At 41.4% G+C, this 17544-nt stretch carries 13 protein-coding genes; 10 read left to right on the plus strand and 3 right to left on the minus strand.

Features of this window, described 5'->3' with window-relative positions; translation table 11 throughout:
• The first annotated feature begins 474 nt into the window (after positions 1–474).
• On the plus strand, positions 475–2307 hold the full coding sequence (gene mrdA / locus NOS7524_RS14275; protein WP_015139183.1) for a penicillin-binding protein 2: 1833 nt from the start codon (positions 475–477) through the stop codon (positions 2305–2307).
• Positions 2308–2414: 107 nt separating this feature from the next.
• Here the strand turns inward: mrdA and NOS7524_RS14280 are convergent, their stop codons facing one another.
• Together NOS7524_RS14280 and NOS7524_RS14285 are read right to left on the minus strand one after the other, a co-directional pair.
• The gene (locus tag NOS7524_RS14280) at positions 2415–2819 is read right to left on the minus strand and encodes an ExbD/TolR family protein (RefSeq protein WP_015139184.1); all 405 of its coding nucleotides are present in this window, start codon (positions 2817–2819) and stop codon (positions 2415–2417) included.
• Positions 2803–3456, minus strand: a complete 654-nt coding sequence (locus NOS7524_RS14285; RefSeq protein WP_015139185.1) for a MotA/TolQ/ExbB proton channel family protein — start codon at positions 3454–3456, stop codon at positions 2803–2805. The genes NOS7524_RS14280 and NOS7524_RS14285 overlap by 17 nt, the downstream gene beginning before the upstream one ends.
• 260 nt (positions 3457–3716) lie before the next feature.
• On the opposite strand from NOS7524_RS14285, the gene NOS7524_RS14290 reads away from it, so the two are divergent.
• The 9 genes from NOS7524_RS14290 (at position 3717) to NOS7524_RS14330 (ending at position 16711) form a co-directional block, all read left to right on the plus strand.
• Positions 3717–5234 carry an energy transducer TonB gene (locus tag NOS7524_RS14290; protein WP_015139186.1) on the plus strand — a complete coding sequence of 506 codons (1518 nt, stop codon included), beginning with the start codon at positions 3717–3719 and terminating at the stop codon, positions 5232–5234.
• Positions 5235–5444: 210 nt separating this feature from the next.
• Positions 5445–5927, plus strand: a complete 483-nt coding sequence (locus tag NOS7524_RS14295; RefSeq protein WP_235622345.1) for a chemotaxis protein CheW — start codon at positions 5445–5447, stop codon at positions 5925–5927.
• Positions 5928–5970: 43 nt separating this feature from the next.
• Entirely contained in the window at positions 5971–7185 is a 1215-nt protein-coding gene (locus tag NOS7524_RS14300; protein ID WP_015139188.1) for a CheR family methyltransferase, read from the plus strand.
• A 209-nt stretch (positions 7186–7394) separates the two neighbouring features.
• Positions 7395–9035 (plus strand): methyl-accepting chemotaxis protein, encoded by a 1641-nt coding sequence (locus NOS7524_RS14305; protein ID WP_015139189.1) that lies wholly within the window; start codon positions 7395–7397, stop codon positions 9033–9035.
• Positions 9036–9090: 55 nt separating this feature from the next.
• The gene (locus tag NOS7524_RS14310; protein ID WP_015139190.1) at positions 9091–9762 is read left to right on the plus strand and encodes a chemotaxis protein CheW; all 672 of its coding nucleotides are present in this window, start codon (positions 9091–9093) and stop codon (positions 9760–9762) included.
• A complete protein-coding gene (locus NOS7524_RS14315) occupies positions 9759–12029 on the plus strand; it encodes a hybrid sensor histidine kinase/response regulator (protein WP_015139191.1) in 2271 nt (756 codons plus the stop codon). The genes NOS7524_RS14310 and NOS7524_RS14315 overlap by 4 nt, the downstream gene beginning before the upstream one ends.
• A gap of 259 nt (positions 12030–12288) precedes the next feature.
• Positions 12289–13272 carry a chemotaxis response regulator protein-glutamate methylesterase gene (locus NOS7524_RS14320; protein ID WP_015139192.1) on the plus strand — a complete coding sequence of 328 codons (984 nt, stop codon included), beginning with the start codon at positions 12289–12291 and terminating at the stop codon, positions 13270–13272.
• Positions 13273–13507: 235 nt separating this feature from the next.
• Positions 13508–14881 carry an ATP-binding protein gene (locus tag NOS7524_RS14325; protein ID WP_015139193.1) on the plus strand — a complete coding sequence of 458 codons (1374 nt, stop codon included), beginning with the start codon at positions 13508–13510 and terminating at the stop codon, positions 14879–14881.
• Positions 14882–15229: 348 nt separating this feature from the next.
• Positions 15230–16711: a cytochrome P450 gene (locus tag NOS7524_RS14330; protein ID WP_015139194.1), complete on the plus strand. Its 1482-nt coding sequence runs from the start codon at positions 15230–15232 to the stop codon at positions 16709–16711.
• Positions 16712–16785: 74 nt separating this feature from the next.
• On the opposite strand, the gene NOS7524_RS14335 is transcribed toward NOS7524_RS14330, so the two are convergent.
• Positions 16786–17463, minus strand: a complete 678-nt coding sequence (locus tag NOS7524_RS14335) for a response regulator transcription factor (protein ID WP_010997804.1) — start codon at positions 17461–17463, stop codon at positions 16786–16788.
• Between the last annotated feature and the right edge of the window lie 81 nt (positions 17464–17544).

Consider the following 17544-nt stretch of genomic DNA (forward strand, 5'->3'; position numbering starts at 1 on the left):
AGAATGCCGCGAGTTTACGTGATTTTGTCATCTAATGTAGCCTATTAAGTAGAACAAAAATCACACTTGGGTTTATTGTATCCGCCGACAACAACTGTGCAGAAAAGAATGTTCCCAATTGTTACACGCTCAAAATTGGTTAGTAGTTTCTGGGAACTATATACAACGAATACCCATCCCTTGTGCTGTTCTTTGACTTTTCGCTTTTGCCGTCCGCGTAAGTGGTATGAGATTCAAAAGTATGATATTCAGCCTATCTCTCAATTGATAAACTGATGGACATAGATTTAATTCCTAATTTGGCATCATAGTTGGAGCCATAATTCTGAGTAAAATCCTCAGACAGTGCCAATGCCCTAGGCAATCACACAACCAATCGCTATTTGTGTAGCCCATAGCGGTTTATTTCACCATCAATAATCGATAGGATGTGAGCAGCATCGTATCCCAATCGTCATAACTCATTCTCTTACTATGGCTTTATTACAACCACTTTCTCCCCTTAGTGGACAAAAAAATACCCGTACAGTCGGACGTAGTTATCAATCTATATTTTTGATTATCTTTACCCTATTAATGACGACTGGGATCGGTGTGCGCTTGGCATATTTACAAATTGTGGAAGGAGAAAACCACCGCCAGCGAGCAGAGGCAAATCGAATTCGGATCATTCCTAAACATCCAGAGAGGGGCAATATTTTTGACCGCAATGGCAAACTTCTAGCCAGTACACGTTATCCCCGTTCTGTATATCTCTGGCCAATGGCACATACCAAACCCTCTTGGACAGTTGTCGGGCCGCGTTTGGCGAAAATCTTAGATATCCCTCAAGAAGATATAGAAAAGAAGTTACAAGAAGCTGGTGCTAACTCGTCTTCATTAATTCGGATTGCTCGTGATTTGAACGAAGCCCAAATCACCGCTATGAAAGAGTATGAGAATGAACTCCAAAATGTAGAAATACATACGGAGGCTGTGCGTTACTATCCCCACGGTAGGGAATTAGCTCATGTGCTGGGCTATACAAGAGAACTCACGGCTGAACAATTACAAGAAAAGCGAAAAGAAGGCTACCGTTTGGGCGATGTGATTGGGCAGATGGGAGCAGAAAAAGCCTTTGAAACAACACTGCGGGGTGAATGGGGAGGTCAGCAGGTAGAAGTTGATGGTGCAGGTAGACCCCTGCGGGTTTTGGGAGAGAAACAGGCCAAACCCGGTAATGACATTCACCTGACTATAGATTTAAATGTACAACTAGCAGCAGAAAAAGCCTTGGGAACTCGCAATGGTTCAATTATCGCCCTTGATCCCAAAAATGGTGCTGTTTTAGCGATGGTGTCTCACCCCACTTTTGATCCCAATATTTTCTCCAAGCAAAAACTTTCACAAAAAGACTGGGAATCTGTACAAGGTGCAGACCACCCCCTAGTTAATCGCGCCCTCAGTGCCTTCCCTCCTGCCAGCACCTTTAAAATTGTCACCAAAACCGCCGGACTAGAATCGGGTAAGTTTTCCCCTAACACAGTGCTGCAAACCTACGGTTCTTTAACTATTGGTGGAACTAGATTTGGTGAGTGGAATCACGCTGGTTTCGGCCCATTGGGTTTTGTAGGAGCAATGCAGTGGAGTAGTGATACTTTCTTCTATCAAATTGCTAAGGGAATTGGCGGGCCGACTCTGATTAAATGGACTCGCAAGTATGGCTTTGGCGAAAAAACAGGCTTTGAGTTCACTTCGGAAGAATCAAAGGGTTTAGTCCCGGATGACGCATGGAAACGGAAAGTTCGCAAGATGCCTTGGACTGTAGGCGACACTATTAATATGTCTATTGGTCAAGGTGCTTTATTAAGTACGCCTTTACAAGTGGCAGTGATGTTTGCTGTCCCAGCTAATGGTGGCGATCGCGTCCAACCACATTTGCTTAAAGATAATGAAGAAGCCAAAAGCTGGCGAGAACCTGTCCATATCAAGCCATCGACGATGAAACTTCTGCGTGAAGGATTGCGTAAAGTGATCACTGAAGGTACAGGCCAAGTTTTAAATCAACCCACTGTTCCCCCAGTTGCTGGTAAAAGTGGCACAGCTGAAGCCTGGAAGCGTGGTGTCAAGCAAAATCATGCTTGGTTCGGAGCTTACGCCCCTGCTGATCAGCCAGAAATTCTCATTGTCGCCTTTGCGGAACATTCTGGTGGTGGTGGTGGTAGCCTTGCAGCTCCCATGATTTTACAAATCATGGAAGACTATTTCCAACGTAAATATCCGGGTAAGTATCAAAAACCGGAAGTAAAAAGATCAGGTAATAGGTAATGGGTAATGGGTAATGGGCAATAGGCAATAGGAAATAGGCAATAGGCAATAATTCTCCCTCTGTTTCCTAATCCCCAGTCCCCAGTCCCCAGTCCCCAGTCCCAAAATTACTGCTTCTGGGTAGCGATCGCTAATTTTGCTCCCTTTACCTGCCGTACCTGATCCATCACTGCTACAACTTTACCGTGTCCTACTCTCTCATCAGCATTAATAACTACTAAAGCTTCTGAGTTAGCACCAGCTAAATTACGTATTTGTTCTGCTAGAGAATTCACTAGAACTGGTTGACGATTCAAGCTAACTTCTCCTTTTTCGTCAACCGTGATCGTGATTTTTGTGGGTACTTGCTGTTGATTGGCTGTTGCTGCTTTCGGTAAATTTACTGGCAACCCTTGTGACCTAGTTAAAAACAGCGTTGACATAATAAAAAATGTCAAAATCGCAAAAATCACATCGATCATCGGCACAATATTGATCTGTGCTGGAATATCAGCGTCATCTTGTAGGCGCATAGGCTTTTTCTCCTCGTTCATAGCGGCGACGATAGAGTAATTCTAACTGTCCCCCATATTCCTGAAACAACGCCATTTGTCGGCTATAAAGTCCGCGAAAGGAGTTGGCGAAAAACAATGCGAATATAGCCACAATCAACCCGGCAGCTGTAGACACCAAAGCTTCACTGATCCCAGCTGTCACGTCTGCGGTTTTTGTACCTCCCACATCCCCAATATCCAAAGAAGCGAAGGAAGTAATCAATCCTAATACTGTACCTAACAAACCTAATAGTGGTGCTAAACCGATAATGGTGTCAAAGATATTTTGAAAGCGTTTGAGTATAGGTATCTCAGCTTGTGCTTCACTTTCTAAAGCTAAACGAAATTCTTCTGGAGTTGGTTCTTCTAATTCCAACGCTGCTAAAAAAACCCGTGCAAGAGGCAAATCTGCATTTTGTCGGAGTTTATCTATTGCACCTACTACATTGTCTAAGCGATAGAGCTTCAATACCTCTGCGATTACACGACTTTGACGGTTATGTATTCTCAGCCAAAACCTGACACGTTCAATAATTAACGCTACTGCCAATATAGAAAACACCAATAGCGGCCACATAACTACGCCACCAGCAGTGAACAGATTCTTAATTCCCATGCAAAGCCTCGTTATCCCACAAACACAAAAACTACTAGCATACTCAGACAAATTGAGAGTTATTGTCAAGATACTTTCAAAGAATATGCTAATCTTTGCAATTAAGATGTAATGGTTTTCCTAAAAAAATCGCTCAATAAGTCTTTATAACTATTTTCTAGCTATTTAATACAGCTAGTAACTTGATTAATTAATTACTTGATATTTGTATCTAAGCATTCTACTATATCTAAGTTAGTAATATTAAGTTGCAATAAATTATGACCTTTTCGGGCATAGCTGTTGAGCAGCGTTCCAAAGAAACTGAGGCTCTCAGGTCTTTTCTGGTTTACAGTCTGATTGGCTCGGTGGCATTGCATATTGGTATATTGACCATAGGTATAGGAAATCTGTTGCGGAAAACTGCTGAAGTCGAAGCTGAACCTCTAGAGGTAACAATAGTTGAGTCGCCGACTGTAGAAACAGAACCAACACCAAAAGAGATAAAACCTGAACCAAAACCTCAGCCGGAAACTCCTATACGCCGGGTGACACCAGAGGTTAGCAGTCCCAGCGAAATTGCATTAGCACCTCAACCACAACCTCAAGCTGCTCCGGTGGCTATTACTCCTCTAAAATTAAAAACTGAGCCAGTAAGTAACCTCAAAACTCCCCCAGTTCCAAGCAAAGCGCCTGAAAAACCACAGTCAACAGCACAACCCCAAAGAGTCCTCACATCTGAACCTAGCAATACCCAACAAACGACAACCCAACCTGTAGCACCAAGCAGTGACAAATTAAGAAGTTTGTTAAGTGGTATCAGAGATACTAGAGCAACTCAGGGAAACAGTAGTAATAGTGATACTGTAGCAGAGTCAAATAACTCTGCTAGTATAGGTTCTAATGTCGCGGTAAATACTGGCAATACTGCTGACACTGGCTTGAATGTTACTAACAGGCGCAGAAGAAGCAGTGACACAGTAGCTACAGCCCCAAGTTCTGTCAAAATAGAATCACCATCAGGCAATAATAGTGGCAATGACTCTTCCAGAGCAGGAAATGGTCGTGCAGCTTGTCGTGAGTGCAGCACTAGGTATCCCGAATCTGCTAGAAGACGAGGTATAGAAGGTAAAGTTGAAGTAGCTGTTGATACTGATGAAAAAGGTAACGTCACTAATGTCAGGATTGTGAACTCTAGTGGTAATCGTGACTTGGACGAAGAAACCATTAGACAAGCACGTAACTGGAAATTAAAACCTGCTGCTAATGGTAGACAGGGAGTATCTATCGCCACTGAATATGCCATTACAGGTTCCCGGCGTTATCGCGAACTGCAAGAACGCAAAAGACAAAGACAAGCACAAGCAAGACAACGAACCACAGCTGCTAGTGCAAATACTACAGAAGAAGCTGTGAGTAATCAACAAAGTTCACGAACATCAAATAATACAGAAAATAGAATCAGACGGCGGCGATTATCTCCTACATCATCTCCAGATACCCGACCATCAACAGCCTCAACCACTAACACTAGGACATCTGAAAATCAGAGAAGCATTCGCAATTCTCTACGTAGAGCGCGGCGTGAGCTTCCAGTTACCCAAGCATCGCCTACATCACAACCACAACCAACTGCAAATCGACGGCGGCGCAGGAACCAGACACAAGAAGCCTCATCTTCTAGTGCAAGTAGGTTGCGGAATGCTTTACGTCGTTCTCGTCAGCCATCGCAATCTCAACCTTCTTCATCGACAACTTCTACAGAGACTTCTACCCCTACGGAGAATAAGAATGAGTAAGTTCTACTAAAACTCTACGGGAATTAACGTATAGTTTTTAGAATAGTTAATTTAAGTTAGTCTGCGATCGCTATTTTGTCTTTGAACTGCTCAAGGCTACCATTCTCAATTAGATTTAGTTTACCAAGAATAGGGTTTTCACTTCTGAAGTCATGCGGCTATCTTAGAGGGGACAAACTTTTTGAGGCTGGGTGAGGTGGATAGATGCTAATGTTGCTCTTCTACATAAATAGTCAGTGTTACGCTCTCCCTAGCCAACAGGTTGTCGAAGTTTTACCACTTGTCACCCTCAAAACCCTTCCTCATGCACCTGAGTATTTTGCTGGTGTATTTAATTATCGAGGGCAGATTATTCCTGTACTGGATTTATGTCAGTTGATGGCAGGTAAACCCTGCTGTGAACATTTGAGTTCTCGGATGATTCTGGTAAATTCTCAGGGAGAGAATACTGCAAAGTCGTCTGTATTATCTACAACTGCAACTTCATCGGTGTCTGTGATTGGTTTAATAGCAGAACGAGTTGTAGAAACATTGCATAAACCGAATCTACAGTTAGTTGATGCCAATGTCCAGATAGGTACAGCACCCTATTTGGGTAAGATGATCCTAGATGAACAAGGCATAATTCAATGTCTGCGGATTGAACATTTGTTATCAGAGGCTGAACAGGTTGATTTTTTGCCAGCTAACTAAATAGTGTATTTACCACAAGTCATCATCACCCATCGCTGAAAACATGACGTATTCTGATGGCGAAGCTTTACTCAGACAAAAAATTGGTTTAGATGCAAATTCAATAGGCTCCGCCAGCATTACTAGAGCTATTGAGCAGAGGATGGCGGATGGCAAAATCACAGATATAGCCTGCTACTTGGAACAATTGCAGGAATCTAACTTGGAATGGGAAGCACTGATTGACAGTGTGATTGTTCCAGAAACTTGGTTTTTTCGGGAGCGAGAATCGTTTAAGTTTTTACAAAAATATATTCAATCTGAGTGGTTGAGAACTCAGCCTCAAAGAGTATTGCGGGTTTTGAGCGTGCCGTGTTCTACTGGTGAAGAACCTTATTCAATTGCGATCGCTCTTTTAAAAACTGGGTTAAATCAGGCTAACTTCCACATTGATGCTGTTGATATTAGCAAGAAGTGTTTGTTATCTGCTCAAAGAGCAATTTACGGAAAATATTCCTTTCGTGACAATACTTTATCTTTTCAAGAACAGTATTTTCAAGCAACTGAGGCGGGATATCAGCTATGTGAACAGGTAAGGAATTTAGTACATTTTCGCCAAGGCAATTTAGCTGATCTCGATTTTTTGGTTGGTGCTGCACCTTATGATATTGTTTTTTGTCGCAACTTGCTGATTTATTTTGACCCCGATACCAAAGAACGTACTATCCGCACCTTGGAACGGTTACTAATTCAGGATGGTTTGTTGTTTGTTGGTCATGCGGAAACAGGTTTGTTACTCAACTCTCGCTTTACTTCGGTGCGTCACTCTTTGGCTTTTGCTTATCGTAAAGCGAATATTTTATGTTCTGTAGCAAAACAGAATAGTGGCAATGAACACAAAAAGCATCATCCAATTCAACACAAACAACATATTGCTCGCCATCCCCAACCACACAAACAACAAATTCAGCAGGCAAACTTACTAGATACCGCTAGGACTCTAGCTAACCAAGGCTCTCTTTCGCAAGCCTGTCAACTTTGTCAAGACTATATAAGCAAAAATTTGATTAGTGTTGAAGCTCATGTACTGCTTGGTCAAGTGCAACAAGCGATGGGTCAAAATGAAGAAGCCGCAGCATCATTTCAAAAAGCAGTTTACCTGCAACCTACTTACGAAGAAGCTTTAATTCATTTAGCATTACTACGAGAACATCAGGGGGATGTGACTAATGCTAATCTTCTTTGGCAGCGCATTCGCCGACTCCATAATCGCCGATAAATTATGAGGCGCAGTAGTAGCATTTCCCCAAAAAATCATGAATTATTAAGTTATATATTATTTGTTTAAAAACTGTTTGTCTCGTAGTTTGTATGGGAAACCTTGCAGTCATAAGGCATTTCTATGTCTTGATGACCAGTTTGTTATGTATTAAATTTCTGTAAATTAAATAAACTTTTTTTTACAGCATTTGAGGATGTAGTAAATATATGCAACAAGGTTTAAAACTTAACCATTTTGTCATAGCTGGATGTGGGTTGATAGTTATATTAACTAGCGTTACAACTTACATTACAAAAAAAACGAATCAAGAATTGGTAACTAATTCAAATCTCCTTAGTGAAACTTACGCTTTAAAAACAAATTTAAAAGAACTAGAAAAACTTTTAGTTGATTCCGAAACAGGACAACGAGGATTTATTATTACCAAGGAAGAAGAGTATTTAGAACCTTTTTACAAAGCAAAAGAAAAATTAAATAGTAATTTAACTCAAATGGAACGAGATTTTAGAGATGATCATGAAGAACTGAAAATTCTCAATAAAATCCAAGAGTTATCTAAACAAAAAATTAAAATTTCGGAAGAAACAATTTACCTTAAAAGACTTGGTAAGGAAAAAGAACTGCTGAATTATTTTTCTGCCAATAAAGGTAAAATTCTTATGGATGAAATCAGGCAGGAAATAGAAAAGACTCTGCAAATTGAAGATGATAAATTAAAAGAACAGCAAAAGCAAGTTAATCAACTTCAAAATTTTGCTGACTTAGTTATTTGGGGAAGTCTGATATGTATTATCCTCACAGTAATATCAGTTTGCCTTGCTATTATTCTAATTCCTGGGCGAGCTTTGAGTCGTTCTTTACAAAATGCTTTTACTTTAGCTGAAAAAGTTTCTGATGGTGATTTAACAATTGAAGTCGAAGCAAATTCAACTGATGTTATTGGTAAGCTCATGTCTACTTTAAAAGACATGGCAAAAAATCTTAATAATCTGATTCGTCAAGTACAACAGTCTGGTATTCAAGCAACTTCTTCGGCCACACAAATAGCTGCATCAGGTAAACAATTAGAAGCCACTCTAACAGAGCAGGTAGCCTCAACCAATCAGGTAGCGGCAGCAGCGAAAGAAATTTCTGCCACTTCCAGAGAACTTGCCAAAACAATGGAAGAAGTGGCGGCTATGTCGCAAAGTACAACCATCGCAGCCAGTGATAGTCAAAAAGATTTGTTGCGGATGGAATCTACAATGCGTCAACTGGCAGAAGCAACTAATTCCATCGCGTCTAGGTTGGGAGTAATTAGTGAGAAAGCTAACAATATCAACAATATTGTGGTCACAATTACCAAAGTTGCAGATCAAACAAATTTGTTGTCTTTGAATGCGGCAATTGAAGCAGAAAAAGCGGGTGAGTATGGTTTAGGTTTTGCTGTGGTTGCTAGGGAAATTCGCCGATTAGCAGACCAAACCGCAGTTGCTACTCTCGACATTGAGCAAATGGTCAAACAAATGCAATCTTCTGTGTCTACAGGCGTTATGGAAATGGATAAGTTCGCCACAGAAGTAGGACGCACTGTGGAAGATGTTGCCAATATTAGCACTCAAGTAGGACAAATTATTGAGCAAGTGCAGGATTTGACCCCGCGATTTGAAGTTGTAAGTCAGGGGATGGAAACGCAATCTCAAGGAGCGCAACAAATTAGTGAAGCGATGACACAGTTAAGCAATACCTCTTCTCAAACAGCCGCTTCCTTGAGAGAAATTAATCATGCTATTTCTCAACTCAACCAAGTTGCTCACGGGTTACGCCAAGAAATTTCCCGCTTCAAAATTAGGGCTGTTAGTCAATAGTCAATAGTTTTTTTCCTGCTCTTCTGCACCTCTGCTTCTCACCTCCCTGTTCGCTATGAATAATTGTTACAATCTCATCGGTATTACAGGCGATCGCTCTTGTCCAGAGTTATCTAATTTTATCCATTGTCGGAACTGTCCTGTTTACTCAAATATTGGTCGTCAGTTACTAGAGCGCACCATACCTGACAACTATCGCTATGAGTGGACTGAGTTATTTTCTGAGCAACGGGGAGATGATGCTGACACCTTAATCACTACAGCAACTCTCACAGTCGTCATCTTTCGTTTACAAAGAGAATGGCTGGCACTTTCTACACAAGTTTTTAAAGAAACCATATCTCCAACTTTGATTCATAACCTACCCCATCGGAGTAATCAAATATTACGAGGATTGGTAAATATTCGTGGTGAACTACAATTGTGTGTCTCCTTAACTCATTTGCTGAATCTGGAAACGGTTGATACTCCCGTAGCAGCTTTGAGTCCTGTGGTGTACCCACGTATGGTGGTGGTGGAAAAGGCGGGTAGTGTTTGGGTATTTCCTGTAGACGAACTGTATGGCGTACAGCGATTTCATCAACATGAATTACGAGATACGCCAAATAGCATGACGGCGACAACTCACAACTTTACCAAAGGGTTTTTCTATTGGCGAGAGAACAGTCTGGGCTATTTGGATGAGGAATTACTATTTACCACCTTAAATAGAAAGGTGTGGCGATGACAAAAGAAACTGATTATAGTCAATTTTCCTTGCTGGATTTATTCAGCATGGAGGTAAAAACCCAGGTAGCGATATTAAACGATCGCCTATTGGCACTGGAAACTCAACCCCAACCCCAGGAAGACTTAGCAGCCTTAATGCGGGCAGCTCATTCTATTAAAGGAGCGGCGAGGATTGTACAACTTAATGCCGTTGTTACCCTAGCTCATGCAATGGAAGACTGTTTTGTTGCAGCCCAGACGGGACAAATCCGGCTCACTGCGGCTGATATTGATGTGCTGTTGGCGGCTGCGGATATGCTGCTACATATAGGTGAAGCTTGTGACGGTAACTCTCACCCCCAATTGCCAGAGGCAGCCAAGATTCAATCTTTAGTTACTGCGATCGCTAATATTCTCAATTCTCAGCCTGCTAGTCAAACTGTACCAGTAGAATTTCCACAACCAGAAACAGCATCAGCTTGGGTTGTCCCACCATCTCAAGTATTTACCCCTGTGTCCAAGGCTGAAGTCGTACAAAACCGAGCTGTGCGGGTGGGTGCAGATAATCTTAACCGCTTGATGGGATTAGCTGGAGAGTCATTAGTTGAAGCTAAATGGCTGGAAACCTTTGCTGACTCACTCCTAAAATTAAAAACTAGGCAGACGCAGTTATTCGGCTTATTGGAAGGGTTAGAAGAACTATTAAGTAATAATTCTCGGCATTTATTAGAACGCCAGATCCAGGAAAAAATGAGTGCAGTACGTCAAACTGCTAGTGAATGTCGCCAGCTGTTAGGCGATCGCCATAATGAACTAGAGTTATATTCTCAGCGTTCTACCAACCTCGCAGATCGGCTATATCGCCAAGTCATCGCCACACACATGAGTCCCTTTGGCGAAGGAGGACAAGGTTTTCCGCGCATGGTGCGGGACATGGCTAGGCAATTAGGTAAACGTATAAAACTAGACATTGTTGGTAAATCGACGCTGGTAGACCGAGACATTTTAGAACGTCTAGAAGTGCCTTTAACTCATATTTTGCGAAATGCTATTGATCACGGCATTGAGACACCCCAAGAACGTGTAGCAGTAGGTAAGTCAGAAACAGGAACAATTCGGATTGAAGTTGTCCATCGTGCGGGAATGTTGTTAATTACTGTGTCAGATGATGGACGGGGTATAGATTTAGAATTTTTGCGTCAGGAGATTGCCAGAAAAAACCTGACTACGCCAGAAATGGCCGCCCAATTAACAGAAGCCGAGTTAATGGAGTTTTTATTTTTACCTGGGTTCTCCACCACTAAGACAGTAACAGAAATTTCTGGTCGGGGTGTTGGTTTAGATGTGGCGCACAGCACAGTCCGGGAACTTGGCGGCAGTTTGCGGGCGGTTTCTCAGCCAGGGTTTGGTATGGCGTTTTACTTACAGCTACCCCTAACCCTCTCAGTATTACGTACTCTAGTGGTGGAGATTGCTAACGAAGCTTATGCTTTTGGGTTGGCACGTATTGATCAGGTGGTGATGATTCTCAAGTCGGCAATTGTGGTGTCCGAGAATCAGCCGTTTTTCATGTTAAACGACCAAGCAGTAGCCTTAATCTCAGCCCATCAAGTTTTAGAGTTGCCAGCACAGGTAGTAAATCCCGAATTACTGCCAGTAGTAATTATTAGCGATCGCCTCAGCCGTTATGGTGTAGTAATTGACCGTTTTATTGGTGAGTGTAGTTTAGTTGTCCGTCCCCTCGACCCCCGTCTGGGTAAAGTTCCTAACATTAGTGCCGCCGCCTTAATGGATGATGGTTCACCAGTATTAATTATTGATATTGAAGATTTAGTTCGTTCCATTGCCAAGGTGCTGGCTAGTGGACAACTCAGCCAGGTAAATCACTCCACTCAACAAGCAGTTGCCAAAACTTACAAACGTGTCTTGGTGGTAGATGATTCCATTACAGTCCGCGAAATGGAGCGTAAACTCTTAGAAAACAAGGGTTTCAAAGTCGAAGTAGCGGTCAATGGTATGGATGGCTGGAACGCCATTCGCAGCAGTGATTATGATTTGGTAATTACCGACATTGATATGCCAAGAATGAATGGTTTTGAACTTACCAGCCAAATCAAAAACCATGCCAAGTTAAAGCATATTCCTGTAATTATCGTTTCCTACAAAGACCGAGAAGCAGACAGAATTCATGGCTTAGAAGCCGGTGCAAACTACTATCTGACTAAGAGTAGTTTTCATGATGACACTTTATTAAACGCCGTTATTGACTTGATTGGTGAGGCTTAGTCAAAAAGAAGGGTGTAGGGTGTAGGGGAAATCAGTGGGGGCTTGACCCACCACTGATTTTAGACCACCAAATCGGAGATTTTAGTGGGGGCTTTGACTCGAAGGTGGTTTCGGGGCAGGGTGTAAAAATAATCTAGTTTCTCTTCTTCCCCCACACCCCACACCCTGCACCCTACACCCTGTTGTGGTCAATAGTAGAGACTACAAGTCTTGATTGCTGAGGGATGAACCTTTAATTTACTAATTTTGAATTACATCGATGAGAATTGCCATTGTTAACGATATGGTTATGGCTGTAGAGTCGCTACGGCGTACCATTGCCAAAATCCCGGACTACGATGTGGCCTGGGTTGCTTATGATGGAGCAGAAGCTGTGACCAAGTGTGCAGTCGATACTCCGGACTTAATCTTGATGGATGTGCTGATGCCAAATATGGATGGAGTCGAAGCCACGAAGCACATCATGAAGCAATCACCTTGTGCAATTATGATGGTGACTGCCAGTGTTAACCGTTATGCTGGTCAAGTTTTTGAAGCCATGTCTTATGGTGCTTTAGATGCCATCAATACACCTATTGAGGGTAGTACAGGACTGCTGAAAAAAATCTCTACGATCGCCAAACTAATTGATAAGTCTCCCCGTTCCAGGATAGTCAACAAATCGCATAATTTACCATTATTGATTGCGATTGGTGCTTCTACAGGTGGCCCACAAGCATTAGTAACAGTTCTCTCCCAGTTTCCTCAAGATTTTCCTGCTGCGATCGTCATTGTCCAACATTTAGATGCTCAGTTTACTCCCAATTTTGCTACTTGGTTAAACGAACAAACTCCTCTATCTGTGGAAATAGCCAGTCCTGGTTCTTGTCCCCAAGCAGGAAAAATTTTGCTGGCTGGTACTAATCATCATCTTGTCCTACGTCCCAACCTGACCCTTGAGTATGAGCAAGAATCTGCGGATTGTTGTTACCATCCATCGATTGATGTCTTGTTTAAAAGCATAGTTAAACACTGGACTGGGAAAGGCATAGGAATTCTGCTTACAGGTATGGGACGGGATGGCGCACAAGGTTTGAAAATGATGCGGGATGCAGGTTGGCATACCATCACTCAAGACAGCAAAACTTCTGTAGTTTATGGTATGCCCAAAGCGGCAGCAGAATTAAATGCGGCTGTGGAGATTTTAGCACTGGAGGCGATCGCCTCAGCTTGTACCCGGTTTTTATCTACTGGTCAATCCTGATTTTGAGGTTATTAATAAAAATTTCAGTAAATTTACTAATATCGATTTTTTAATTGTTTATTCCTATTAGGAAATATCCCAATAAATACTTAATTAAGGCTAAAAAATATTTTGAAAATTCGATATGATTATTGATTTTTACAAAATGATACAAAATCAGTAATTACTTAAAATTAAGTTAATATTAATACAAAGACTAATTTTAGACTTATTAATAATTTGAGAGTATATAACAATGAAATTAGAATCAATATCATTATCTCCAGAGAACAAACAAGCTGTCCCGAATTATCTCCAAGTAAATACTCCTGAATCTGCGTTATCTGGGGGAAATTTAAACACAGATCAAACCACAGTTATATTAATTGACGATCAGCTAATTATTGGTGAAGCAGTTTGTCGGATTCTCTCTAGTGATTCAAATATTTCATTTCACTATCTAAGTGACCCAACACAAGCCATTCAGCAGGCGATCGCTCTTTCCCCCACAGTAATTTTACTGGATATGGTCATGCCAGAAATGGATGGGTTAATGCTGTTGCGTTGGTTTCGTTCCCACCCAGCAACCCGTGATATTCCTATTGTCATGCTATCCAGCAAAGAAGAAGCGAAACTCAAAGCAGATGCCTTTGCTGAAGGTGCAAACGATTATCTAATTAAGTTACCTGATCCAGTTGAGTTAATTGCTCGAATTCGTTACCATTCCAAAGCTTACAACAACCTCAAAGCACTCACTAATACAACTATTAATGCCCAATTACAAGCACAAAAATTAGAGCATACTTTACGGCAATTACAAACAACTCAAGTCCAGTTAGTGCAAACAGAAAAAATGTCTGGCTTAGGCCGCATGGTTGCAGGATTAGCACATGAAATTAATAATCCCATAAATTTTATCAATGGTAACTTCAAACATTTAAGTAACTATATTGAGTCTTTGGTTGATTTAATCAATTTTTATCAGCAAGAATATCCAGAACTAACTTCTGCTTTGCAAGAAAAAATTATAGATATTAATCTTGAGTTTATTATAGAAGATATACCTAAGCTCCTCGCCTCAATGAAACTAGGAACTGAGCGTATTAGTGAGATAGTTTCATCATTACGAAATTTTTCCCGGTTAGACCAAGCTGGTAAAAAAAGTGTGAATATTCATGAGGGTATTGAAAGTACACTATTACTTTTAAAACATCGTATCAGGCAGGAAATTAAAATTATTAAAGAGTATGGTAATTTACCACTAATTGAATGTTATCCAGCAGAACTAAATCAGGTATTCATGAATATTCTGAGCAATGCCATTGATGCTGTTCTAGAGCAGCATGATAAATCTCAGGAAAAAGAAATTTTCATTAACACTGAAATCACTGACTACCAAACAGCCAGAATTACTATTACAGATAATGGCGTTGGCATTAATCCAGAAATACAAAGCAAAATATTTGATCCTTTTTTTACAACTAAACCAGTTAATAAAGGAATCGGGCTAGGCTTATCAATTAGCTATCAAATAATTCAAGAGCATCAGGGTGATATCAAGGTAAAATCTGAACTTGGACAAGGCACAGAATTTATTCTTGAAATTCCCGTGACACTAAGTAAACAGTAAAAATTTATTGTGGCTAGCCTAGAAATACAGCAGATTCGATGTTTATGAGGTACAGCAACTAATTGAAAAAAGTAATGAGTAATAAGTAGTGAGTAATAAGTAAATTTCTTACTCATTACTCATGATGTACCTCACTTACTTCAAAAGTGCTGTATATTTATTTGTGTCTTTGTATTTAAGAAATGTTCTTACAGTACAGAGGCACATATTTTTTTTGAAATTGTATTTTATATAGCAAAAAGCTGTTAAAAATCTAATATATTAAATCACTGATTCAGAATAAATTTTTATTATTTCATAAAGGAATAATAGACTAACATTTCTATATTCCTGGTGTTTTATATAAAGATGGCAATAACCACCGATAGACCGAAATTAACTGTACCTGGGCCGAATCCTTTACCAATTTTTGGACGTACAGCTCTGCTGGTAGAATATGTCAAAGATTCCATTGCTTTATCACGTCGTCTATTTAAGAAATATGGTTCAGTGGTTTCTCTAGCAGCCGGAGGTGGAACAAATCTTTACTCATCAGAAGATTACTGTCCGGGTACTGTGCTGGCTTATGGGCCAGAAAATGTTCGGGAAGTCACAAGTCAGCATGAGATTTACCATAAATATCCTTTAACCGGAGGCTTGTACCGCAAGCGCAATGACTCTCCACGGACAGAAACTCTCAAACATTTTGGTGTGGGGTTGTTTGGTGTTAACAGTACAACCCATCGCCAACATCGCCAGCTGTTAATGCCCGCCTTTCACAAACAGCGCATTGAGTCTTATCGTGATGATATTGTCGGCATTACTCAGTCAGTTTTAGAGCAATTGCCATTGGGTAAGCCTGTTAACCTTTGTGAAATTATGCGGTTGCTGACTCTGCGTGCAGCGACAAAAACCTTATTTGGTGCTGATATTGGTGATGAAGGGGGTAGTAGTGCGAGATTATTGCAGAAAATTGGCACTCTACTAGGTTCACCTGCGATCGCTATCTTACCTTTTGATGTGCCAGGGCTACCTTTCCATCGCCTGCTGAATTTAATGGCGCAACTAGATGACGAAATGCGTACCTTAATTCGGTGCAAACAAGCTAGCGGTACAGACTCAGGGGATGTCCTCTCTATGCTTATCCAAGCACGGGACGCAGATAGTGGACTGGGGTTAACTGAGGATGAATTGCTAGGTCATGTGAGCGTTATCTTTGCAGCTGGTCATGAAACTAGCGCCAATGCTTTAACTTGGACACTGTTTTTGCTTTCCCAACACCCACAAGTCGCAGCCGATTTACTGGATGAACTAGAAAGTGTTCTGCAAGGCGCACCACCAACTATTGAGCAGTTGCAGCAGTTACCTTTATTAGAGCGTGTAATTAAAGAAAGTTTGCGAATTTTACCGCCTGTACCCTGGAATGCGCGGGTGACATCGCAACCAACTAGCTTGGGAGGCTATGAATTACCGACAGGGACGGAAGTCTTCGTAAGTATTTACCATACTCATCATCTGCCCCAAATCTTCCCCAACCCAGAGAAATTTGACCCCCAGCGTTGGGAGACCAAAGAACCCACGATGTATGAGTACAACCCCTTCAGTGCTGGTTCGCGCATTTGTATAGGAGCGCCTTTCGCACTGATGGAAATTAAAATTGTGCTAGCAATGCTATTAATGCAGTACCGCCTACAATACATTTCTCGGCAACAGCTAGAACGGGACGCTTTAATTGTTATGGCTCCCAAAAATGGAATGCAAATGCTCATCCACAAGCAAGACCGCCAATTTACCCAAGGAGTGGGGGGAGTGCGTGGTAATGTTTGTGAAATGGTGAGGCTCAATAATTAAGCAAATAATTAAGCTATCAGCTGTCAGCAGTCAGTTAATTATTGTAAAGCTGACTGCTGAACGCTGATAGCTAATTAAGCCATTTGATTTTCAATCGCCCAACGCGCTAGTTCAGTGCGGTTGTGGAGATTAGTTTTGCCCAACATATTGGAAACGTGGCTTTCAACAGTACGCTGACTAACATTTAATTCTTCAGCGATTTCGCGGTTGGCTAAACCCCTAGCTACAAACTGCACCACTTTTAGCTCGGTTGGGGTTAACTGCACATCGAAGGGAACCTGGATACGGGAACCGTTTTCTCCTCCTTTGGCTTGGTGTTCTTTCCAACGGATAGTTTGCTTCAGGGAGGATTCTACCTGCGCTACGAGTTCTTCTGGTTCAAAGGGCTTGACCATATAGACATCAGCGCCTTTATTGAGACCTTTAACTCGGTCTGCACTTTGTCCTTTTGCTGACAGGAAAAGAACAGGAATCCAACTGGTGCGTTCATTTTGCCGGACTTGTTCTACAAAGGTATATCCGTCCATTTCCGGCATCATCACGTCACAGATAATCATATCTGGTACATCATGTTCGAGAATCTCTAAAGCTTCTCGGCCATTTTCTGCGGTGATGACTTCATATCCTCGGAACTCCAAATAGTCCTTCACCAGCAAGATGAGGTTAGGGTCGTCATCAATCAGTAGAAGTCGTTTGTGATCTTTCATGCTGGGCTCTTTCATAGCAGTGGCACTTGTCGCGCTTCGATCCATCAAGGTATTGAATGGTTATCCTTATATGGTGGATTGTTGAGATGTTGTCATTTTTCCCACTTAACTTACCCTTGTTTAACT

Origin of the sequence: Nostoc sp. PCC 7524, from assembly GCF_000316645.1 — a bacterium.
Taxonomy (GTDB): Bacteria; Cyanobacteriota; Cyanobacteriia; order Cyanobacteriales; family Nostocaceae; genus Trichormus.